The organism is Prevotella heparinolytica, assembly GCF_002998535.1.
In the GTDB taxonomy this organism is placed as follows: Bacteria; Bacteroidota; Bacteroidia; order Bacteroidales; family Bacteroidaceae; genus Bacteroides; species Bacteroides heparinolyticus.
On sequence record NZ_CP027234.1, the window covers coordinates 3,293,189 to 3,316,389 of the forward strand.

The window sequence follows — 23,201 nt, forward strand, 5'->3', positions numbered from 1 at the left end:
AATAATTTAAAGTATGAAAAAACTGACTTTCTCCGTTTTGCTTTTGCTGGCGGCAGTGGTGAATGCGCCGGCTTGTACCAACCTTATTGTAGGCAAGAATGCTTCCGCAGACGGTTCTACCATTGTTTCCTATTCTGCCGACTCGTATGGTTTGTTCGGCGAGTTGTATCATTATCCTGCCGGAGTGCATAAGAAAGGTATGCTGATTGATATCCATGAGTGGGACACTGGTAAGTATCTTGGACGGATAGAGCAGGCACGACAGACGTACAACGTCATCGGCAACATGAACGAGTTTCAGCTCACCATCGGTGAAACGACTTTCGGCGGACGTCCCGAACTGGTTGATACCACTGGCATCATCGACTACGGCAGTTTGATTTATTTGGGATTGCAACGCTCGCGTACTGCTCGCGAAGCCATCAAGGTGATGACAGAACTGGTCCAGGAGTATGGTTATTATAGCAGTGGCGAGTCCTTCACCATTGCCGACCCCAATGAAATATGGATTATGGAAATGATTGGCAAAGGCCCCGGTGTGCGTGGCGCTGTGTGGGTGGCTGTCCGCGTGCCCGACGACTGCATCTCTGCCCATGCCAACCAGAGCCGCATCCATCAGTTCGATATGAACGACAAGGAAAACTGCATGTATTCTCCCGATGTTGTTTCCTTTGCCCGCGAGAAGGGTTATTTTAACGGTGTGAACAAGGATTTCAGTTTCGCCAATGCCTATGCTCCGCTTGATTTCGGTGCCCGTCGCTATTGCGAGGCCCGTGTTTGGAGCTACTTCAACATGTTTACCGACCGTGGCAATGAATTTCTACCTTATATATTAGGCGAGAACGATACTCCGATGCCGCTGTTCTTGAAGCCGAGCCGTAAGATATCGGTTCAGGATGTCAAGAATGCCATGCGCGACCATTACGAGGGAACTCCTCTCGACATCAGCAAGGACTTTGGCGCAGGCCCTTATCATGCGCCCTACCGTCTGTCTCCTCTTTCTTTCAAGGTAGGCGACCGGGAATATTTCAACGAACGTCCCATTTCCACCCAGCAGAGCGGTTTTGTGTTTGTGGCCCAGATGCGTTCAGAGTTGCCCGATGCCATCGGTGGCGTACTGTGGTTCGGTACGGACGATGCCAACATGACCGTGTTCACCCCTGTGTACTGTTGCACGAACAAAGTCCCTACGTGCTATACCCGCGTGGATGGTGCCGATTACATCACTTTCTCGTGGAATTCGGCTTTTTGGATTTTCAATTGGGTGGCCAATATGGTGTATCCCCGATACGACTTGATGATTGATGATGTGCGTGCCGCCCAAACCGAACTGGAAACAGCCTTCAACGAAGCACAAGAAGGGGTTGAAGCTGCGGCTGCCAAACTGTTGGAAAAGGAGCCTGCCAAAGCAAAGGCATTCCTGACGAACTATACAAACATGACTGCCGAAAGCGCGTTTGCCACATGGAAGCGTTTGGGCGAATTCCTTGTTGTAAAGTATAATGACGGTGTGGTGAAACGCATGAAAGACGGAAAATTCGCGCGTAACTCCATTGGTCAGCCGGCAGGCGTCATTCGTCCGGGATACCCGAAAGCATTCCTCGAAGAGTATGTAAAGCAGACGGGAGACAGATATAAAAAGCCCGAATAAATTAGGATTTTAGGACTTAATCTTTTACATTTGTATCTCAACAAAACAGACTTTTTATAATTAAAATATCAAAATACAGTCTTATGGAAAATCAAGAACTGATTAAACTGGTCACGGAGAAAGCCGAGAAATGGCTTACGCCGGCTTATGACGCCGAGACGCAGGCGGAAGTGAAACGCATGTTGCAGAATCCCGATAAAACCGAATTGATAGATAGCTTCTATAAAGATTTGGAATTTGGAACGGGTGGTTTGCGCGGCATCATGGGAGCGGGAAGCAACCGCATGAATATCTATACGGTAGGTGCCGCTACCCAAGGTTTGTCCAACTACCTGAACAAGTGCTTTGCCGGCAAGGGGCAAATCTCCGTTGTGGTGGGGCACGACTGCCGCAACAACAGCGATAAGTTTGCCAAAATCACTGCCGATATTTTCTCGGCAAACGGCATCAAGGTGTATCTTTTTGATGATTTGCGGCCTACTCCCGAAGTATCGTTTGCCATTCGTCATTTCGGTTGCCAAAGCGGTATCAATATCACTGCAAGCCATAATCCGAGAGAATACAACGGCTACAAGGCTTATTGGGATGATGGTGCACAAGTACTTGCACCGCACGATACGGCTATCATCGACGAGGTGAATAAGGTGAAGGTGGCCGACATCAAGTTCAACGGAAACAAGGATTTGATTCAGAGCATCGGCAAGGAAGTGGATGAGATTTACCTGAAACAGGTGCATACCATTTCCATTGATCCGGAGGTAATCAAACGGCAGAAGAATCTCAGCATCGTATATACTCCGCTTCACGGCGCCGGCAGAGTGTTGATTCCCGATTCACTGAAAGTGTGGGGATTTGAAAACGTGAACTGCGTGCCCGAACAAATGGTGAAGGATGGCAATTTCCCGACCGTTGTTTCTCCCAATCCGGAAAATGCGGAGGCCCTGACTTTGGCCATTGCTCTGGCGAAGAAGATAGATGCCGACATCGTAATGGCAAGCGACCCGGATGCCGACCGTGTAGGTATGGCTTGCAAGGACAGCAAGGGCGAGTGGGTACTTATCAACGGCAACCAGACTTGCCTCATTTTCTTGTACTATATCATCAAGAACCGCATTGCAATGGGCAAGATGAAGCCCAATGATTTCATCGTCAAAACCATTGTCACCACCGAACTCATCAAGGCTGTGGCCGACAAGAACAAGATTGAAATGCGCGATTGCTACACCGGTTTCAAATGGATAGCCCGTGAGATTCGCATAAGCGAAGGCAAGCAGCAATACATTGGCGGAGGTGAAGAAAGCTACGGTTTCCTTGCCGAAGACTTTGTGCGTGATAAAGACGCCGTTTCGGCATGTTCGCTGCTGGCCGAGATTTGTGCTTGGGCAAAGGATCAGGGCAAGACGTTGTATGACGTGCTGATGGATATTTATGTAGAATACGGGTTCTCTCAAGAAACAACCGTCAACGTAGTGAAACCGGGTAAGAGCGGTGCGGAAGAAATCAAGGCCATGATGGATAACTTCCGTGCTAATTCACCGAAAGAAATCGGTGGTTCGGCCGTATGTTTGGTGAAGGACTACAAAACCTTGAAAGCTACGGATGCGCGAGGAAACGTAACCGAATTGGATATGCCGGAGCCTTCGAACGTGCTTCAATTCTTTACGGAAGACGGTACGAAGATTTCCGTTCGTCCGTCGGGCACGGAGCCTAAAATCAAGTTTTATATCGAGGTGAAAGGCGAAATGGGATGTCCTAAGTGTTATGCTGCAACGAATGCCGAAGCGGAGAAGAAGGTGGAAGCCGTGCGCAAATCGCTTGGCATCTGATAAAAAATATCGTTGAACAGGAAAGGAGAGGGTGCGACCGAAATTGAGGTTGCACCCTTTTTTAGTTCTTAGACAGAAGTTTGTCTTTCTTTCCTTTTATTTTACAAACTTTTTGAAGCTCCTCTTGTTTCCCGAAGCTTTTTTATTCACTCCCTGACTGAATGGGATTCAGTCGGCGACTGAAACCATTTCACTCACTGACTGAAACCATTTCAGTCGCCGACTGATTGTACCCCTCTCAGAATGCCTTCTGAAGGGGGTGGGGAAGAGATGCGGGCGTTGCAGTCCGGTGGTAATAAATCGTTACTTAAGCCGACGGATTTTCGGGTCGTTCATTTACTTTCATTCCTTATATCGGAATTTTACATTATCTTTGTGCACTGAATATGTAAATTAAGTGTATAGTGGATTGGCTATATGATTTATTTGTCGAACATTCCGCTTTGCAGGCGGTTGTTATACTCTCGTTGATTGCCGCCATCGGGCTGGGCTTGGGAAAGTTGCGCTTTTTCGGCATATCTTTGGGAGTGACCTTCGTTTTCTTTGCCGGCATCATTGCCGGGCACTTCGGATTATCCATCGATTCGCAGATGCTTAATTATGCGGAAAGCTTCGGGCTGGTGATATTTGTGTATGCGTTGGGATTGCAGGTAGGTCCCGGCTTTTTCAGCTCTTTCCGGAAAGGAGGGGTACAACTGAATATGCTGGCTGTGGGAGTGATACTCATCGGCACTTTGATGACCGTATTGGGCAGTTATGCGCTGCAAATATCTCTTCCGGACATGGTGGGCATCCTTTGCGGTGCGACGACGAATACTCCTGCGCTGGGTGCAGCGCAGCAGACGCTGAAACAGATGGGATTGGAATCCAGTACGCCGGCTCTGGGCTGTGCGGTGGCATACCCGCTGGGGGTGGTCGGAGTGATTTTGGCGGTACTGGCAATCCGTAAGGCGCTGGTACGTAAAGAAGACTTGGAACTGAAAGAAAAGGAAGACGTGAACAAGCCTTACATTGTAGCCTTTCAGGTACATAATCCGGCCATATTCAATAAGAGTATCAAAGAGGTAGGCGGACTGAGCAGTTATCCGAAGTTCGTCATCTCCCGTTTGTGGCGGGATGGAAAGGTCAGCATTCCCACTTCCGAGAAAGTGATAAAGGAGGGCGACCGGCTTTTGGTGATAACCTCGGAGAAAGATACTCCGGCACTGACCGTACTCTTCGGCGAGCAGGAGCATACCGATTGGAACAAGGAAGATATAGACTGGAACGCCATAGACAGCCAGTTGATATCGCAACGCATCGTAGTGACTCGTCCCGAACTGAACGGGAAGAAACTCGGCTCACTCCATCTGCGCAATCATTATGGCATCAATATCAGCAGGGTATATCGCAGTGGCGTGCAGTTGCTGGCCACAGCGGAACTGACATTGCAGTTGGGCGACCGCCTAACCGTGGTGGGAGAAGCGGCTGCCATACAGAATGTAGAGAAGGTATTGGGCAATGCTGTCAAAAGCCTGAAAGAACCTAATCTGGTTGCCGTGTTTATAGGTATCGTCTTAGGTCTGGCGTTGGGGGCGATTCCCATTTCCATACCGGGCATCAGCGCTCCCGTGCGTTTGGGGTTGGCGGGCGGACCGATTATTGTGGGCATTCTCATCGGCACATTCGGACCGCGGATGCACATGGTGACCTACGTCACGCGCAGTGCCAACCTGATGCTCCGTGCGCTGGGCCTGTCTCTCTATCTGGCATGTCTGGGGCTGGATGCCGGTGCACATTTCTTCGATACCGTGTTCCGTCCGGAAGGTTTGCTCTGGATTCTGGCAGGCTTCCTGCTCACGGTTGTTCCGGTGCTCATCATGGGCCTCGTTTCATTTAAGTGGATGAAAGTAGATTACGGAACAACGGCCGGCATGCTGTGCGGAAGCATGGCCAACCCGATGGCCTTGAACTATGCCAATGATACGATTCCCGGCGACAATCCGTCCGTGGCTTATGCCACGGTCTATCCACTGTGCATGTTCCTGCGGGTCATCATTGCGCAAGTGCTGCTGATGTTTTTGCTTGGTTGATAAGAGTCGCCCTATACCTTTAATATTTGAACAACACTACTCCGGCTTCAACAATCACCCCCTTGTCGTAACATTTGTTTCGGGTGTAGTGGCGGCTGCTGCCGTAGCCTCCCGTAAGGAATATGCCGAGGCCGTCGTGTAGGCGGCACTCCAAATTGACACGGGCTTGCAGCGCATAGAGGCGTGCAGGTATCTCATCGTTTTTATTCTTGAACGTTTCAATGTGTTGATAGCCAAGGTCTCCGCTGATGAATAACTGCTTGTAGAGAGGAAGCTCAAGTCCGGCCCGGTAGAAAAGAGCTGCCGAAAACTTGTCGCCGAAATCCAGATAGTGAGTGCCACCACCCAGAATGGTATAAAACAGTTTGTTCTTGAATCGCGCTCCGGCATTCAGCTTGGTGGCATTGCCTGCAAAAAGCATCAACTGCACTTTAGTCTGCGGGTTGGCATTGACCAGCCCTAATTGAAATCCGTCCAGACTATTCTTGTAATAGTTGAAAAGGCCGATTTGCACCCCTTTGGCATGTACGGCCATATTGGCAGCGCCTATTTGCACCCCTTTGGCTGTGCCTCCAACCACGTTGCCTATGCCGGAAAACTGAATGCCTACCATGTTTCCGGCAATGATGTTGGCGAGGGCGGAAAGCTGCGCCCCATTCAGATGTTCGCCGACAATGTTTAACAAGCCTGCACCCGTAAATCCTTTCAGGCTTCCACCTGAAACGTTGGCCAATCCGGCAAGTTGCGCACCGGCAGCAGCATCACCATTGATATTCAACAAGCCGCCTATGCTGATACCGTGACTGTGGTTTCCGTTGATAGTTGCCAGTCCGGAAAGGGTCAATCCTTGCGCATTGTTTCCTGTGATGCCTACCAGTCCCGAAACCGATATTCCGGTAAGGCTGCCGTTGATATTGGTGATACCTGCTACTTGAATACCCCGCATTTTCCCCCCTACCATGTTCGAAAGGCCTGCCACTTGAATACCGTTCACTTCTTTACGCACAATGCTACCGAGCATATTGACTCCCAGACCGTTCAGACGATTCATCGAAGAGAATACACCCAAGTTGAGCCAAGTGCTTCCCGTGGTGTCAATGCGCTGAGTGGATATGTTTCTCCATAAAGAGATATTGATGCCTGCCAAAGTCTGATTATGTCTCATCCGCATAGAGCCTTGTTCGCCGGAATAGTCTTGAGCGAGAGTTGCGCTTACAATGAGTAAAGACAGAAAGATGAGTGAAAAGATACGTTTCATTTTTGTTTTTTATATTTCATCCGGCCAAGGTGCAGGTTGCCGAGTGGCGCGAAGTATGGGTCGCTGTGCATCCACAGACCGAAGGTAATTACTTAATTTCTTTGACAACTTCCTGACAAGTCCGGGCTTTTCTCCGGATTTGTCATGCTTCTCATGTATGTCGGCAGAGATATTGAAAAGTTCGCGTTTACCGCTACCGAAATAATATATCAGTTTCCAGTTGCCCGAACGTATGGAGCAGGTAGCTCCGATGCCCGGCCCTGATGGTCCCCAACTGTTAGGGTAATGCCAATAGATATCACGGCTTTTCATTCTGCCTTTTCCGGTGAGTAGGGGCATAAAGCTTATTCCGTCGCGCTGCTGCACGGTTTTATAGTTATCTACACCTGCCATTTCAAGAATGGTAGGGAAGAAGTCTTCTATCATCAGATAATGGTCGGACTTAGTATTGGGAGTTATGACTCCCGGCCAGCGCACGATCATAGGCTCACGTATCCCACCCTCGTAAGCAGAACCTTTCCCGCTGTTGAGCGGAAAGTTCTGGATATGTAGTTGCCCGGCGCGGGTATGGGCGGCCAGACCGCCGTTGTCGGACATAAAGATAAGCACAGTATTGTCAGCCAAGTTGTTTTTGTCCAGATAGTCCATGATGTCCCCCAAGCTTTTGTCCATACCTTCTATGAGGGTGGCATACGCTGCCTCAACCGGAGGAAGCCCCTTATCCAGATACTTCCGGTAGAAACGCATATCAGGCTGTATGGGAGTATGGATGGCATAGTGTGCCATGTATAGAAAGAAAGGTTTATTTGTCTGCTGTGCCTTGTCCAATGCTTTCAGAGCTTCTATCGTAAGTGCTTCACTTAGGAAGATATCTGTGCCGTGATATTGCTCCAAACCGGGAACGGCGGCAGGAGGACTTATGCCATCAACCTTATTGCCGAAATTCTCTTTCCCATAATAGCTGGCAGGCGAGCCGGCAGCATGTCCGGCAATATTCACAGCAAAGCCCATTTTCAGAGGGTCGGCTCCGGGAGTACCTTCAGCACCGAAATGTGCTTTCCCGCAATGAATGGTGTGATAACCGTTATCTTTGAGTAGCTGAGCTAAAGATGTGACTTGTGTGGAACGTTCCACACCGGCTTCCTGACAAATACCATTTACATTCCATGCGGGATATGTCAGGATGGAATCCGGCTCTTCGTGAGTCGTGTTTTTGCGCAACGTCCAACTGGTTACACGGTGTCTTGCCGCATTCATTCCGGTAAAGAGGCTGACACGTGTGGGAGAACTGACACTACAAGCATAGGCCTGCGTGAACATTCTGCCTTGTGCGGCCATCCGCTCCATGTTGGGAGTGTGGTAAATGTCGTTGTATTTGGTGCGTTGCGTCCAGAAAGGCAAGGAAGTATCTTGCCATCCCATATCGTCTACAAGGAATAAGATTATATTGGGAGGTTGCTGCGGAGTGGATGCAGCTGTGTCGTGACTTTCTGCCGCCATTCCGCACATCGGCAGTATGGCGGCAGATAATAACAGTTCTTTCTTCATTGGTTTTTATCCTTTGGCTTCTTGATACAAGAAACGTTTAATGGATTTCTTAGGTGTCTTTTCAAACTCTTCAGGGTAGATCTTCATTTTGGAAATCTGGCTGTATGCCGGCAGCTCGGCATTCAAGGCAATACGGTTCTCTTCCATGATGCGCTCCAAGTCGTCATTGTTGAGGCCGTGGGCAAAAGCGTCGTCAAAGTCGGGATATACCAGGCCAACCAGCTTCTCGTTCTGTTGTACGATGATGCTTTCGGCCACATAGGGCTGGTTGTTCAACTTATCTTCTATCTCTTCGGGATAGATGTTCTGGCCGCTCGGGCCGAGAAGCATATTCTTGCTGCGTCCTTTGATGGTTACGTTGCCCTCGGCATCCATCAGAGCAAGGTCGCCGGTATGCAGCCAGCCGTCTTTGTCGAGCACCTGCTCGGTGGCCTCCGGATTTTTATAGTATCCCAGCATGACATTGGGACCACGACAAACGATTTCTCCCGGAACGTTTTCCGGATCGGGCGATAGGATTTTCACTTCCATGCGTGGTGCGGCCTTGCCACAAGAGCCGGGTTTGAAGCGAGACCAGTCTTCGTAGCATATGATGGGGGCGCATTCCGTCATGCCATAGCCCACCGTGTAGGGGAAATCTATTATTCTCAACAAATGTTCCACCTCCTGATTGAAGGCGGCGCCACCTATGATGACTTCGACAAAGTTTCCGCCGAAGGCCTGCATCATTTGTTCGCGTACGGTTGCTTTTATTTTGTCGTTGATGATGGGAACTTTCATCAACAGCTTCATGGCCGGTGTCTCCAGTTTGGGCAGTACGTTCTTCTTTATGATTTTCTCGATAATCAAGGGGACGGCCACAATCAGATTCGGTTTTATTTCTGCAAATGCTTGGAAAATGATTTTCGGACTGGGCATGCGGGTCAGGAAGAAGATGTGGCATCCTGCGGCAAACTCATAGAGGAACTCGAATGCCAAACCGTACATGTGGGCCATGGGCAACATGGACACGAGCTTGTCTCCGGCTTTCAGTGACAGCACTTCAAAGGCAAAGGCGGTGTTCGACCAAAGGCTGCGGTAGGGCAACATCACTCCCTTTGAATAGCTGGTGGTGCCCGATGTATAGTTAATCACCGCCAACTCTTCGGGTTGGTCTTTATGGTAGCTGATATGTTCTTTGCGGAAATTTTTGGGATACTTCTTCCCGAACATTTCATTCAGATGTTCGCGGGCGTAATCCAGTTTCTCGCTGCGAGAGACGAGGATGGAGAAATCTGTCATCATCATGATGCCTTCCAGCAGAGGCATGGCGCTTTCGTTCAGGTTCTCCCATACCTGATCGCCTACAAACAGCAGTTTGGCTTCGGAGTGGTTCACGATGTTGTGCACATTGTCTGCCTTGAACTCATGTAGGATGGGAACAATGACGGCTCCGTAAGTCAGTGTGGCGAGGAAAGTCACGCCCCAGTGCGAACTGTTACGGCCGCATACGGCAATTTTATCGCCTTTCTTTATGCCGCTTGCCTCAAAAATGATATGCAGCTTTTCTATTTTGCGGGCCACATCTTTATACTGTAATGTGGCTCCTTTATAGTCGGTCAGGGAATCCAGATCCCAATTCTCTTTTATACTATTCTCTATATAGGCGATAAAGCTTTGTTCCATGATACAATTGCACATTTAGTTGAAATTTGCGCAAATATAAGGCTTTATATACAGAATGCAAACTTTTGAAGGAAAAAACGTTTTATATAAGAGAGGGGAGGAGAAAATGTGTCACGACATGCACTGCAAATACCAGTCGTACATCCGTTGCACCCCTTCCTCGATTTCTATTTTGTGGTGCCAACCCAGTGCATGCAGTTTCGACGGGTCTGTCAGCTTGCGCAGTGTGCCGTCGGGTTTGCTGCTGTCGAAGGCAAGCCGGCCTTGATAACCTACGGTGGCTACAATCAGCTCGGCCAATTGACGGATGCTGATTTCCTTACCCGTACCGATGTTGATGTGGCAGTTGCGTATTTCCTTTTCACCCGGTTGGCAAGTGTCTTTGAAGTCTACATGCTCCATGACGAAGACGCTGGCGTCTGCCATCTCTTCACTCCAGAGAAATTCGCGGAGAGGTGTTCCCGTTCCCCAAAGCTTCACCTCTTCCCGTTCTATTCCGTATTTGGCAAGGATGTTCAGTATCTCTTCCTTGCTGCTGTTGCCGTCAACACCCTCCACCGGGCGGAGATTCATGTCGCGGCATACGGCATCCCAATCTTCGCGTTTCAGGCAGTGGGCCAGATGTATCTTGCGAATCATGGCGGGGAGCACGTGGCTGCGTTCCAAATCGAAGTTGTCGTTAGGCCCGTACAGATTGGTGGGCATCACGGCAATGTAGTTGGTTCCATATTGCAGGTTGAAGCTTTCGCACATCTTCAGTCCGGCAATTTTGGCTATGGCGTATGGCTCGTTGGTATATTCCAGAGGCGAGGTGAGGAGTTCGTCTTCTCTCATCGGTTGCCGGGCATCGCGGGGGTAGATGCAGGTGCTGCCCAGAAAAAGGAGTTTTTTCACATGATGCCTGAAACTCTCGCCTATGACGTTCTGCTGTATTTGCAGGTTCTTGTAAATGAAGTCGGCCCGGTAGATGCTGTTGGCCATGATGCCGCCCACGAAAGCGGCGGCAAGAAAGACATATTCCGGCTGTTCCTCGTCGAAGAAGCGGCGGACGGCTGCCCCGTCGAGCAGGTCGAGTTCGTTGTGGGTTTTTCCTACGAGGTTGGCATACCCCTTTTGCCGGAGGTTGTTCCAGATGGCAGACCCCACCAGCCCGCGGTGACCTGCCACATATATTTTGGCACTCTTATCTATCATGACAATATTCGCTTCTAAGCGTTATTCTTCTTCTTTTGCTCTCAGGTGCAGTTTTTTCACGAACTTCATGTCGTGGGCCACCATGATGCGCACCAGTTCCTCGAAACCGGTCTGCTGCGGATTCCAGCCAAGCAGTGTTCTGGCTTTGGTGGGGTCTCCCAGAAGTTGCTCCACTTCGGCGGGACGGAAGTATTTCGGGTCTACCTCTACAAGCACTTTTCCCGTTCGGGTGTCGATGCCTTTTTCCTTTACGCCTTCGCCTTCCCAGCTCAGCTCGATGCCGGCTTCACGGAAAGCCAGCGTGGCAAATTCGCGCACCGTGTGCATCTCGCCGGTGGCAATGACAAAATCTTCGGGAACATCGTGTTGCAGAATGAGCCACATACATTCCACGTAGTCGCGGGCATACCCCCAGTCGCGCCGGGCATCGAGATTGCCCAGATAGAGTTTGTCCTGAAAGCCTTGTGCAATGCGTGCGGCGGCCAGTGTGATTTTCCTTGTCACGAACGTTTCGCCCCGGCGTTCGCTCTCATGGTTGAAGAGGATGCCGTTCACGGCAAACATGCCATAGCTTTCGCGGTAGTTCTTGGTAATCCAGAAGCCGTATTGCTTGGCCACTCCGTAGGGGCTGCGCGGGTAGAAGGGAGTGGTCTCTTTCTGAGGCACCTCCTGCACCTTACCGAAGAGTTCGGAAGTAGAGGCCTGATAGATGCGCGTTTTCTTTTCCATGCCGAGGATGCGCACTGCCTCAAGCATGCGCAGCGTACCCACGGCATCGGTTTCGGCGGTATATTCGGGCACGTCGAACGATACTTTGACGTGGCTTTGTGCGGCAAGGTTATAGATTTCGTCGGGTTGTACTTGCTGGATGATGCGGATGAGCGAACTGCTGTCCGTCATGTCGCCATAGTGCAGGTTGATGGTGCGGCGTTGCTTCATGTCGCGCACCCATTCGTCGAAGTAGAGGTGCTCGATGCGGCCGGTGTTGAAAGAAGAAGAACGGCGCAGGATGCCGTGTACTTCATAACCTTTTTGAAGAAGAAACTCGGCCAGAAACGAACCGTCCTGACCGGTAATGCCTGAGATAAGAGCTTTTTTCATTCCGTATTGCTTTTTGATATCTGTTTTTTCAGACTGCAATATTCGTCATTTTTAGGGAGATACGCAAATGCAACTCTTACATTTTTATGCCCCCCTTTCCCCATAATCCGTATTTTTGCCTGCAATTCATCAACCCTATAAATCATAATACAAGATGTTCAGTATTCTGTCTTATTTCAGAAGGGCGGACGGACTCCGGAGAGTAAGTCCCATTAGTAAAAGGGAAAAGGAAAAGAAAGTAAGGAACGTAAGTAAAGAGCGGAACGCCGTCCCCACGCTTTCCGGTTTCGTCCGGGTGGCAGCCCGTGGCTTAAGCCGCTCCACCGCCGACAACTACCGCACGGCGGTGCGCTCGTTCGTCCGCTTCAACTCCGGCAGGGACGTGCCGCTTTCGGCGCTCGATGCCGAGACCCTGCGCCGCTACGAGCGTTGGCTTCGCGAAGGTGGCGTATGCCCCAACACCTCCTCGTGCTACATGCGCTCCCTGCGCGCCATCTACAACAAGGCGGCGGCAAAGCGGCTCGTGAAGGACAGGGCGCCGTTCAAGGGCTTGTTCACGGGCAACGAGCGCACCGTGAAGCGTAGCATCGGGGCGGAGGAGATGCGCAGGCTGGTCCTCACCCCCTTTCCCCCTCCCTGCGGGGGAGGAAAGGAGAAAGAGGCCGCACCGGCTCCGGGTGCTTCCGCCCTCGACCTCTTCCTCTTCTCCTTCTACGCCATGGGCATGCCCTTCACCGACCTGGCGCACTTGAGGAAGCGGCAGGTAAAGGACGGGGTGCTTACCTACCGGCGCCGGAAGACGGGACGGCAGGTGAGGGTGAAACTCGAAAAGTGCATGCTCGAGATATTGGGCAGGTACAAGGCTGAGGGCACCGACTATCTCTTCCCTATATTATATAAGGTGAAGGACGGACGGATATGCCCCGTCTCCTATCCCTGCGCCCTGAACCGCTACAACCGCTCGTTGAAGCAGCTGGCCCGGCAGGCGGGTATCGGGGTGAACCTCACCTCCTACGTCGCGCGTCACTCGTGGGCGAGCATCGCCTACGAACATGGCGTGGGCCTGCCCGTCATCTCCAAGGCGCTGGGGCATACCGATACCAAGACCACGCTCATATACATCGAAGGGATAAAGGACGAACGGCTGGCGGAGGCCAACCGCGAACTGCTGGAAAGAATCCGGGCATGAGCCGGCGAAGGGGTACGCCGTACCGACGGTATTTTATACGCCACCTCTTGCGAAGAGGTGTGTCGTACATACGAAATCAGAACGAATACCTCTTGCGAAGAGGTGTACCCGGTTTTGTAATCGACTGCGAATTAACGGCTTTTATTTCAAACGAGCAAATTATTTTGAAAAAAAACTGCATATTCCCCGCATAGATACCCGCATCCGGGTATCCCCGCTCCTTCCGTACTTCCTTACTCCGCTTGTGCGTCCGAAGGAGGCCCGGGCATCCGTCCGCCCTGTCTTTCCTCCGCCTTTTCCCGTCTCTTCCCACCTCTTCGCAAGAGGCAATCCTCCCGGGCACAATTATTAACCCTTATTCACAGGCGATGAAAAGACCCTTTATCCTTCTCCTGCTGCTGCTCCTCTCCGGGCATTCCGGTGCGCAGGATCCCGGCATCCGCCGTGGCACGGACTCCGTGCGCGTCTATTTCCGTCAGGGCGAATCGCGCCCCGACCCCTATTTCCGTGAGAACGGCGCCCGCGTGCGCGCCTTCACCGAACGTTTCAGAACCCTCCTTCAAGACCCCTCGCGGCGCATCCGCGGCCTGCGCGTCACCGGCGGCGCCTCCCCCGAGGGGAGCACCGCCCTTAACCAACGCCTCTCCGAGCGGCGTGCCGAGGCCATACGGCGGATGGTCTCCGGCTATTTCCCGCACGAGTTCGGCTGGCTCTCGACCGTGCCCAAGGGCATCGACTGGGAGGGGCTTGAACGCCTCGTGCTCTCCGACGAGTACATGCCCTACCGCCACGAGGTGCTCGACATCCTGCGCCACACGCCCGAATGGCTCATGCGCGACGGACAAGTGACTGACGGCCGTAAACGGCGCTTAGGCATGCTTGGCGGCGGCTACGCCTGGCGCTACATGGAGAGCCGTTTCTTCCCCGAGCTTCGCGCCTCCACCCTGCACGTGTGGTACGAGTCGGAGGAGGTGCGGGAAGCCGTTAAGGACACCGTCTACATCCTGCCCCCCGAACCTGCGGAGCCCGTATCCGCATCCCGGGAGCGCAGGCCTTTCTACATGGCCGTGAAGACCAACCTGCTCTACGACGCCGTGGTGCTGCCCAACCTCGGGCTGGAGTTCTACGTGGGCCGCGGCTGGTCGGTGGCCGGCAACTGGATGTACACGTGGCTGAAGAGCGACCGCCGCCACCGCTACCACCGCATATACGGCGGCGACCTCGAGGTGCGGCGCTGGCTGAGCTACGGCCGCAAGCCGCTGACGGGGCACCACATAGGGGTGTACGGGCAGCTGCTTACCTACGACCTCGAGTGGGGCGGCAAGGGCTATCTGGGCGACCGCTGGAGCTACGGAGGCGGCATCGCCTACGGCTACTCCGCCCCCATCGGCCGCAGGCTGAACCTCGACTTCAGCATCGGCGTCGGCTATCTGGGCGGCGAGTACTACGAGTACATCCCACAGGGCGGCGGCTACCTGTGGCAGGCCACGAAGCAGCGCCGCTGGTTCGGCCCCACGAAAGCCGAGGTGTCGCTGGTGTGGCTGCTGGGACATGACAATTACAACGGGAAACGCAGGTCACAAATCGGAAAATAAGAAATTCATGAGAACGACAGAAATAACATCCACGAGAAGCATGAGAACATCCATGAGAAAAAAACGTCTGCACGGCATCGCCTTCCTGTTGGGGGCGTCCGTGATTATCCTGCTTGCGGCGGGCATCGCCTCGCTGCTCGCCTCCTGCGACCATAAACCCTTCGCCTTCGCCCCCGATTCTTCGGTACGGGTGCGGGTCATCTTTGACTGGAGCAACGCCCCCGGGGCGTCGGCCACGGGCATGAGCGTCTATTTCTTCCCCTCCTCCGGCTGCCCTTTACGCAGGGACTTTCCCCGTGAGGGAGGGCTGACCGAACTTCTGCCGGGCACGTACCGCGTGCTCTGCCTGAACAACGACAGCGAGTCCGCGCTCCTGCGCGGCACGGACACCCCGGAGAGCTTCGAGGCCTGCGCGCCTCCTCTCCCCGTGCAGGATGGGGACGGACAGGAGCCGGCGGTCTCCTCTCCCGGCATGCTCTGGGGAACGGGCGGCACGGACTTCACCGTCACCGTCCCCTCGGAGCTGCCGGCCCCGGAGAGTCCGCTCGTGCTCTGTCCGGAGGAGCAGAGCTACATCTACACCGTAGAGATAGTGAACGTGCGCAACCTTGCGGGTGTCTCTTCCGCAGCCTTCTCGCTCTCAGGCATGTCCGCCTCGCTGTTCCCGGGAACCGGGCACCGTTCCCCCTCACGCTCGTCCCTCCGCTTCGAAGCGGGCATCGAGGAGGGCACGGCACGGCTCACGGGCCGGGTGCTGTGCTTCGGGGTGAGCGAGGCGGAGGACACGTCGCACCGGCTGACGCTCAGCGTCACCCTGCGCGACGGCAGCTGCAGGCGCATTTCGTTCGACGTGAGCGGACAGGTGAACCGCGCGACCGACAGGCGGCACGTGCATATACGGCTGGACGGACTGACGATCCCCGCGCCCGCGGGGGAGGAAGGAGGAGGATTCCAGACGGGAGTGGACGACTGGAGCACGGAGACGCGGCCGATAGACCTGTAGCCTTTCGGGCGCGGATGCCGCGGATTGTGTTTTTAACGCGGATGATGATTCTTCAGACGGAGATGATGCGGATTCCCTGTTTTACAAGCGGATGATGACGTGAAAGTGAATATGTGGAATATATGATATAACTGGCAGGTAACTGGCAGTGTTTTTTCTTAATCTAATTTTATTAATCCTAACAAAAACAAGTATGAAAAAGAAACTTGTGGGCTGCCTTCTGGCAGCAGGCCTCATCGGCCTTAGTTCCTGCTCGCAGGACGAAACGAACGCTGTGAACCGCAGCGAATCCATCAACTTCCATCCCACGCTGGGTGCTTCCACCCGCGGGGCGGTCACCACGCTGACCAACCTGTCGCCCTTCAAGGTGACGGCATTCAAGAGTTCGGGAGGAACGAACCTCTTCGAGAACGCCGAGGTGAGACAGACGGGCGGCAAATGGGAAATGACCGATCCTCAGACGTGGCCCGGAAACGACGAGGTGAAGTTCTTCGCCTACGCTCCGGCCAACCTGCCTGCCGGCGCATCGGTGTACATCAACAGCGGCACGCAGAAGATATTCAGCTACGTGACACCGCAGAAGGTCTCTGATCAGAAGGACATCGTGGTGGCCCACAACACCGGCAGCCGCACCACCTCCGCATCGGGCGTGGCACTCAACTTCAAGCACATCCTCTCGCAGATAGAGGTGAAGGCCAAGTGCTCCGACCCCACCGTCACCATCAAGGTGCAGGGAGTGAAGGTATGCCAGGTGAAATCGGCGGCCAACTTCACCTTCCCCACCTCGCCCACGACCGCTTCCGGCCCGCTGGCGGGATGGGACGCGCCGAACGCCCCCGCCAGCTTCTCGGCCCGCCTGTCCGCCCCCGTCACCCTGACGGCGTCGGAGCAGAACATCACGGGAACGGAGAACTTCATGCTGCTTCCGCAGACATTAACGCCGTGGAGCGGCGCCGCCTCTCCGAACGGAGCCTATCTGGCCGTGCTCTGCCAGATCACGAAGAACGGTACGCAGATTTATCCGCCCGCTTCAGGAAAGTACGGCTACTCCGCCGTGAAGATAGACTCTGCCTGGGAAGCCGGGAAGAAGTATATCTACGCGCTGAACTTCTGCTCTCCGGGCGGCGGCGCGGGTAACATCGATCCGATTCCCACCGACCCCGTGAATCCCGGCGACCCGACCATCGACCCGAATCCGGGAACGGGCGGAGACCCTGTACTGGGCAACCCCATCACCTTCACCGTGACCGTGGAAGACTGGACGGCGGGAAGCACCGAGATAGGAATGTAATCAGTGATTAGCGGCAGGTGCCTGGCTGTTGTCAGCGGTCAACACTTACTCCACGCCAGGCGCTTGCCGCTGTTTACCCGCCACTTATCATTCATCTATTCATCACTAATCACTAACAACATCTATATGCAAAGAGTGACATTGTCAGTATTGGCAGGCGGGGCACTGGCCCTGCTGACTGCCGGAGTTTGCTCCTGCGACGACTCTCACGAAGAGGGGGGCGCGTATCCGGGGCGCAGTATCGGATTCAAGGTAGAGGCATTGGGGATGCCTGCAGGGGAAACACCGCCGGAGACACGGGTGTTTGCCCTGCAGGACTCCCTGACCGGGGGAGGAACGCCGCTCTACCTGCACGCCACGGTGAGGGAGGGCATGGTCACGGACGGGGAAAACGCTCTTGCGGGGGACGTGACAACGGGCGGCGTCTCCGTTACAGAAAGCCGTCCCGCCACGAAGGCCGCCCCGGTAGACGCTTCCACCATGCACGCCTCCATGGGCGTGTCCGCTTTCGTATATCCCGCCGCGGAAGCGTGGAACGACACGCGGACACCCGACTACATGTATGACACGGAGGTGAGCAAAGCCGGCGGATGGACTACGGACAGCCGCTGGCCGGGGCCGGGCTCGAAGATACGCTTCTTTGCGTACGCTCCCTACAAGAGCGCACTGCCGGCATCGAGCCTGGCACTCTCGGCCAAGACCGCCGGAGGTGCGCCTGTGCTGACCTACACCGTTCCTGACGACGTGGCCGGCCAGACCGACCTGCTGACGGCCGCCACCGACGAGATGCCGGGCGGCGGAGGCACGCCCGCCCTGCTTACCTTTAAGCATGCGCTGACGGCCGTGCGCTTTGTCACGGGCAATGACCTGCCTGCGGGGACGATTACGAACGTCACGCTGAAGGGCGTGTACGGCAAGGGCACGTACCGCATAGGCGAGAGCGCATGGGAAGGCCATGCCGACAGGAAGAACTTTACGCAGGCGCTGACGCCTGCGGCCACTATACCCGAGAGCCAGACACCCGGCACGGAGATAACGCCTGCGGCGGCCACGTTCATGATGATTCCGCAACAGCTGCCCGCGGGGGCGGAACTGGAGGTGAAGTACACGGACAGGCTGACAAATGCCGTGCGCACGATGAAAGCCTCCATAGCAGGCAGCCAATGGGAAATGGGAAAGACGGTGACCTATCAGGTGTCGGTGACAAGCATGGTGATTACCCCTACGCTGGAGGTGACGGCTCCGGCGGAATACGACTATCGGGGAGGAAGCGATAGCTACACGGTGAAGAGCTGCGCCACGGTATCGGGCGGAGGGGTGGACAAGGTCGTGCCCATCCCCTGGGAGGTGGAGTATTCAACGGACGGGGCAACCTGGAATAAAAACAAACCGGAGTGGCTGACGGCATTCACCGAAAACGAAGCGGGAGGCACTTCGGCGGCTTCCTATACAGCCACCGTGGCGGCTCAGGTGAACAGCGCCCCTGCCACGCACACCGAGGCGTTGAAGAACGCCGCACAGGTGGCCGGCTACGACCTTTCCACTAAAGGAGGAACTGCCCCGATGCGCACCGCCAACTGCTACATAGTGAACGCGCCGGGAACGTACCGCCTGCCGCTGGTCTACGGCAATGCCGTGGATTACGTCAAGGTGCCCGGAGGGCCGAATCCGGGATGGAACACCTCGGCATATACCTCGACGGTAAGCGGAAGCAATGTGCTGAATCCGTTTATCAACCACCTCGGTAACGGGATTACCGACCCGTATATCTACAACAACACGGGTTGCGTGCCAGCAAGCTGCACGCTCATCTGGCAGGATGAGAAGGACTTGGTGACGAACATAGACCTTTCTTCCGACGGACACTTCCTCGAGTTTACCGTGGGGCAGGCCACCATCCGGCAGGGCAACGCCGTGGTGGCAGTGCGCAACGCATCGAACACCGTGCTTTGGAGCTGGCACATCTGGGTGACGGACTACAAGCCCGGAACAACGGGGACAACCACACCCGACAAGGAAATCACCAACTATCAGGGTGTACATTATAAACTTATGGCCTTCAACCTCGGCTGGTGCGACGGGAAGAAGGAAATCTACGCCGAACGCACGGTGCAGGTACGCTTCAAACAGCGGCCCACGGCAGGATACACTTCTGCCGCCGAACAGACCATCACCGTGAAGCAGAAGGCGCATACCATTACAGAGATTGGCAATAATACCTATTACCAGTGGGGACGTAAAGACCCGTTTGTGGGGGCATTGAAGAATCCAAACGGAAGCCCGTACAGCATCAACAAGACCTGGTACGATGCATCGGGGGCAACCCACACCAACGAGTATCCTCCGACAAGCAGCTTCTCTACCGGTAATGCCTGCATCACTTCCGGTATCACCCAGCCTAATACATTCTGTACTAATAGTAGCATGGACAATATATACGCCAACCTTTGGAGTGCGGACAACACCGTCTACACAGCCAACGACAACCCTGTTGTGAAGACCATCTACGACCCTTCACCTGTAGGCTACAAAATGCCTCCGAGCAATGTCTACACCGGCTTCTCTCTGTCCAATGTGCAAGGACCTTGGAACAAAGGTTGGAACTTCTATTGCAACTCAAGCAAGACCGAGACCATATTTTTCCCCGCTTCGGGGTTTCGGTACGGCCATTCCGCAATGCCCGTCTACATGGGGAGCTACGCCTACATTTGGACGGCAGGGCCGTACAGCACGGACTGCGGGTGGCACCTGTACTTCGACTCGAGCATCCTGTACCCGCTGTACAGCTACGGCCGCAGCTTCGGCTTCGTGGTGCGGGCGGCCCAAGAATAAAAGGGAGCGAAGCGACCGTGTCGGTTTCATACCTTTCGTATTCATAGTATTAACCGATTAAAAGCACGTGTTTATGAAACAAGGACACATCCGTCCGCCGCCCGGTAGGGGCACGATTGTGCAAGGTGCGAAACACCCTATATACGGGGTGCGAAACCTCGCATATACGAGGCGAGTGACGTCACATATACGAGACTGAGCACGTCGCATATACGAGACCGGGCACGTTGCATATACGAGATGAGCAACGTCGCATATACGAGACCGAGCACGTCGCATATACAAGGCCGGGCGGCACGTCGACAGATGACCGGAGAGGCCTCCCGGCAGAGAGTCAGCCTTTTAATTATCAACTAAATACATTACTATCATGAGTATAAAATATAAATTGACGAAGAAGAAGAATCCGATGAAGAAAGACGATCCCGCCAAGTGGTATGCCATCCCCAACAGCGAGAAGCCGTTGGCCCAAAAGGCGCTGACCCGCGCCGCCACAACCAACACCACCATGGCAGCCATCGAGCTGGAAGCCGCCATGGAGCTGCTGGCGGCCTTCATCCCGCAGCAGTTGCAGCAAGGGCATACGGTGAACGTGCCCGGTCTGGGTTCGTTCCGCCTCTCCTTCAAGAGCGACGGTGTGGAGAAGGTAGACGACTTCCGCCCGGAAAAGATGATCAAGTCGCCCCGCGTGGTCTTCACCCCCTCGAAGGAGCTGAAAGAAAGAACCTTGCACGGCCTTAGCTACGAAGAGGGCGGCGTGCTGGAAAACAAAGTAAGCTACGCCTCGCTGGCCGATTATCGCAAAGCCAAAGGACTACCGACGCCTGCACCGGGCGGCAGTGGCAGCGGCACGGGTGGCGGCAGCGGCTCGGGCGGCGGTACGGGTTCGGGCGGCCAAGGAGAGAATCCGCTTGGTTAGACGTTAGACGTAAGAGGTCAGACGTTAGAAAAGAATAACACCGGATCAGGGTATGGGGCACGGAACCATATGGGAAATAAACACGACGCGTTTAATAGGAGAACTCATGACGACCATGTGGCCCGTGCCCTTAACCTCTTCCCCACACTGATACCGCCGATGCTTCAATTCCAATCCTTATACCCTGACGACACCCACTAACCACTATTATCCATGAAATCTTATCGAACCATCAAAAGGATGCAGGAAGCGGCGGAATTCCGCAAGAGTTGCCTTATAAACATCGACATGAGGAGAGAGGCGTTCACGGCCTACGACCGCTCGGCCCTGATATTGCACGCCATATACCCGCAACTGCCGTTGCGGCACATGACCGGCGAAGACGGAAAGACACGGCCGATGGTGACGGACATCCCGCAGAAAATCATACTCGAGGTGTGCCGCAAGTACCGGTTGGTGGAGGCGACGGCGAGGCTGGTGGATAGCGATTAGGGATTTGGCACGAATTTCCATACATGCACGAACAAATGCCGCAAACTCTTTGTTTCAATAGCAAAGAAAATGTTTACAAGTAAAAGTATATGGATAATTCAAGGAAATCAGACATCGGACTTATAGGGCTTGCCGTGATGGGCGAGAATCTGGCCCTCAACATGGCGGGCAAAGGATGGGAAGTATCGGTCTACAACCGTACGGTTCGCGGAGTGGAGGAAGGCGTGGTGGAACGTTTTATGAACGGCCGTGCCAAAGGAAAGAGCATACGGGGATATACGGACATAGCCGATTTTGTGGCTTCCATCGGCACTCCCCGCAAAATAATGATGATGGTTCGTGCCGGCAGTGCGGTGGACGAACTGATGGAACAGCTTTTCCCCCATCTTGCGGAAGGGGATATCCTGATTGACGGCGGCAACTCGAACTACGAAGACACGGGGCGCCGTGTGCTGCTGGCCGAGAAGAAAGGCTTCCGCTTTGTGGGTGCCGGCGTGTCGGGCGGAGAAGAGGGGGCGCTGAACGGCGCTTCCATTATGCCGGGAGGCTCGGAAAGCGCATGGCCGGAAGTGAAGCCCGTGCTGCAAAGCATAGCTGCCAAAGCGCCTGACGGTACGCCGTGTTGCGACTGGGTGGGCCCGGCAGGTTCGGGGCATTTTGTGAAAATGATACACAACGGCATAGAATACGGAGACATGCAGCTCATATCCGAAGCCTACTGGGTGATGAAGAAGCTGCTGGATTTGCCTAACGAGGAGATGGCCAAGGTGTTTGCCGGCTGGAATGAAGGCAAGTTGCGCAGCTATCTCATCGAAATCACCGCCGGAATTCTGTCTCACAAAGACAAGACGGGCGGGTATCTGGTGGACAGGATTCTGGATGCCGCAGGGCAGAAAGGTACGGGCAAATGGTCTGTAATCAACGCCATGGAACTGGGCATGCCTTTGGGGCTGATTGCCACGGCCGTGTTCGAGCGCAGCCTGTCGGCCTCGAAGGAGCTGCGCACACAGGCTTCCGGAGAATATGCCCGTGAACGCTTGCAGGCGGTTTATAATAAGGAGGAGTTGACGGAAGAACTTTATGCCGCACTCTATGCTTCGAAGTTGGTGTCATATGCACAGGGCTTCGCCGTGCTGCAACGCGCTTCCGAGACGTTCGGCTGGAACCTCGATGCGGCGTCCGTGGCCCGCATGTGGCGCGGAGGCTGCATCATACGCAGCGTCTTCCTGAACGACATAGCCGCCGCCTTTGAAACGGCAGACAAGCCCGGACATTTGTTGCTGGCTCCTTACTTCAAGAACGAGATGAACCGGCTGCTCCCGGGCTGGAAGCGGTTAGTGGCGAAGGCCATCGGAGAAGAATTGCCTGTGCCCGCTTTCTCATCGGCGTTGAACTATTTCTACTCGTTGACATCGGCCCATCTGCCTGCCAATATGATTCAGGCGCAACGCGACTACTTCGGCGCACATACCTTTGAGCGGACAGACGAACCGCGCGGCCGCTTCTTCCATGAGAACTGGACCGGAAGAGGAGGAGATACGAGATCGGGAACCTATGGTGCATAA

Annotated in this window: 16 protein-coding genes; 11 read left to right on the forward strand and 5 right to left on the reverse strand. The window is 54.2% G+C overall.

What is annotated here, in order from left to right; genetic code table 11:
* Positions 1-13: 13 nt before the first annotated feature.
* The 3 genes from C3V43_RS13280 (at position 14) to C3V43_RS13290 (ending at position 5,549) form a co-directional block, all read left to right on the forward strand.
* Positions 14-1,651 carry a C69 family dipeptidase gene (locus C3V43_RS13280; protein WP_106070169.1) on the forward strand — a complete coding sequence of 546 codons (1,638 nt, stop codon included), beginning with the start codon at positions 14-16 and terminating at the stop codon, positions 1,649-1,651.
* Between the two features lie 83 nt (positions 1,652-1,734).
* On the forward strand, positions 1,735-3,477 hold the full coding sequence (locus tag C3V43_RS13285) for a phospho-sugar mutase (protein ID WP_106070170.1): 1,743 nt from the start codon (positions 1,735-1,737) through the stop codon (positions 3,475-3,477).
* Between the two features lie 404 nt (positions 3,478-3,881).
* Positions 3,882-5,549 carry a putative transporter gene (locus tag C3V43_RS13290; RefSeq protein ID WP_106070171.1) on the forward strand — a complete coding sequence of 556 codons (1,668 nt, stop codon included), beginning with the start codon at positions 3,882-3,884 and terminating at the stop codon, positions 5,547-5,549.
* Between the two features lie 19 nt (positions 5,550-5,568).
* On the opposite strand, the gene C3V43_RS13295 is transcribed toward C3V43_RS13290, so the two are convergent.
* The 5 genes from C3V43_RS13295 to gmd all read right to left on the reverse strand — a co-directional run bounded on the left by C3V43_RS13295 (position 5,569) and on the right by gmd (position 12,315).
* On the reverse strand, positions 5,569-6,807 hold the full coding sequence (locus C3V43_RS13295) for an LA_2272 family surface repeat-containing protein (protein WP_106070172.1): 1,239 nt from the start codon (positions 6,805-6,807) through the stop codon (positions 5,569-5,571).
* A 9-nt stretch (positions 6,808-6,816) separates the two neighbouring features.
* Positions 6,817-8,355, reverse strand: coding sequence for a sulfatase (locus C3V43_RS13300; protein ID WP_106070173.1), 1,539 nt, complete (start codon positions 8,353-8,355; stop codon positions 6,817-6,819).
* A gap of 6 nt (positions 8,356-8,361) precedes the next feature.
* Entirely contained in the window at positions 8,362-10,020 is a 1,659-nt protein-coding gene (locus C3V43_RS13305) for a long-chain fatty acid--CoA ligase (protein WP_106070174.1), read from the reverse strand.
* Positions 10,021-10,131: 111 nt separating this feature from the next.
* Positions 10,132-11,214 carry a GDP-L-fucose synthase family protein gene (locus tag C3V43_RS13310; RefSeq protein WP_106070175.1) on the reverse strand — a complete coding sequence of 361 codons (1,083 nt, stop codon included), beginning with the start codon at positions 11,212-11,214 and terminating at the stop codon, positions 10,132-10,134.
* Positions 11,215-11,235: 21 nt separating this feature from the next.
* A complete protein-coding gene (gene gmd, locus C3V43_RS13315; RefSeq protein ID WP_106070602.1) occupies positions 11,236-12,315 on the reverse strand; it encodes a GDP-mannose 4,6-dehydratase in 1,080 nt (359 codons plus the stop codon).
* A gap of 154 nt (positions 12,316-12,469) precedes the next feature.
* Here gmd and C3V43_RS13320 point away from each other — a divergent pair, with 154 nt between their 5' ends.
* From C3V43_RS13320 to gnd, 8 genes are all read left to right on the forward strand, one after another.
* On the forward strand, positions 12,470-13,504 hold the full coding sequence (locus C3V43_RS13320; protein ID WP_106070176.1) for a tyrosine-type recombinase/integrase: 1,035 nt from the start codon (positions 12,470-12,472) through the stop codon (positions 13,502-13,504).
* Positions 13,505-13,872: 368 nt separating this feature from the next.
* Positions 13,873-15,099 carry a DUF3575 domain-containing protein gene (locus C3V43_RS13330; RefSeq protein WP_106070178.1) on the forward strand — a complete coding sequence of 409 codons (1,227 nt, stop codon included), beginning with the start codon at positions 13,873-13,875 and terminating at the stop codon, positions 15,097-15,099.
* Positions 15,100-15,151: 52 nt separating this feature from the next.
* Entirely contained in the window at positions 15,152-16,102 is a 951-nt protein-coding gene (locus C3V43_RS13335; RefSeq protein ID WP_164996254.1) for a DUF5119 domain-containing protein, read from the forward strand.
* 193 nt (positions 16,103-16,295) lie between these two features.
* Positions 16,296-17,393 carry a fimbrillin family protein gene (locus C3V43_RS13340; RefSeq protein ID WP_106068836.1) on the forward strand — a complete coding sequence of 366 codons (1,098 nt, stop codon included), beginning with the start codon at positions 16,296-16,298 and terminating at the stop codon, positions 17,391-17,393.
* Positions 17,394-17,519: 126 nt separating this feature from the next.
* A complete protein-coding gene (locus C3V43_RS13345) occupies positions 17,520-20,225 on the forward strand; it encodes a fimbrillin family protein (RefSeq protein WP_129588766.1) in 2,706 nt (901 codons plus the stop codon).
* A 370-nt stretch (positions 20,226-20,595) separates the two neighbouring features.
* Positions 20,596-21,144 carry an HU family DNA-binding protein gene (locus C3V43_RS13350; RefSeq protein WP_106070181.1) on the forward strand — a complete coding sequence of 183 codons (549 nt, stop codon included), beginning with the start codon at positions 20,596-20,598 and terminating at the stop codon, positions 21,142-21,144.
* A 213-nt stretch (positions 21,145-21,357) separates the two neighbouring features.
* Positions 21,358-21,636 carry a hypothetical protein gene (locus tag C3V43_RS13355; protein WP_106070182.1) on the forward strand — a complete coding sequence of 93 codons (279 nt, stop codon included), beginning with the start codon at positions 21,358-21,360 and terminating at the stop codon, positions 21,634-21,636.
* A gap of 89 nt (positions 21,637-21,725) precedes the next feature.
* Complete coding sequence (gene gnd, locus C3V43_RS13360) at positions 21,726-23,201, forward strand: decarboxylating NADP(+)-dependent phosphogluconate dehydrogenase (protein ID WP_106070183.1); 1,476 nt, start codon at positions 21,726-21,728, stop codon at positions 23,199-23,201.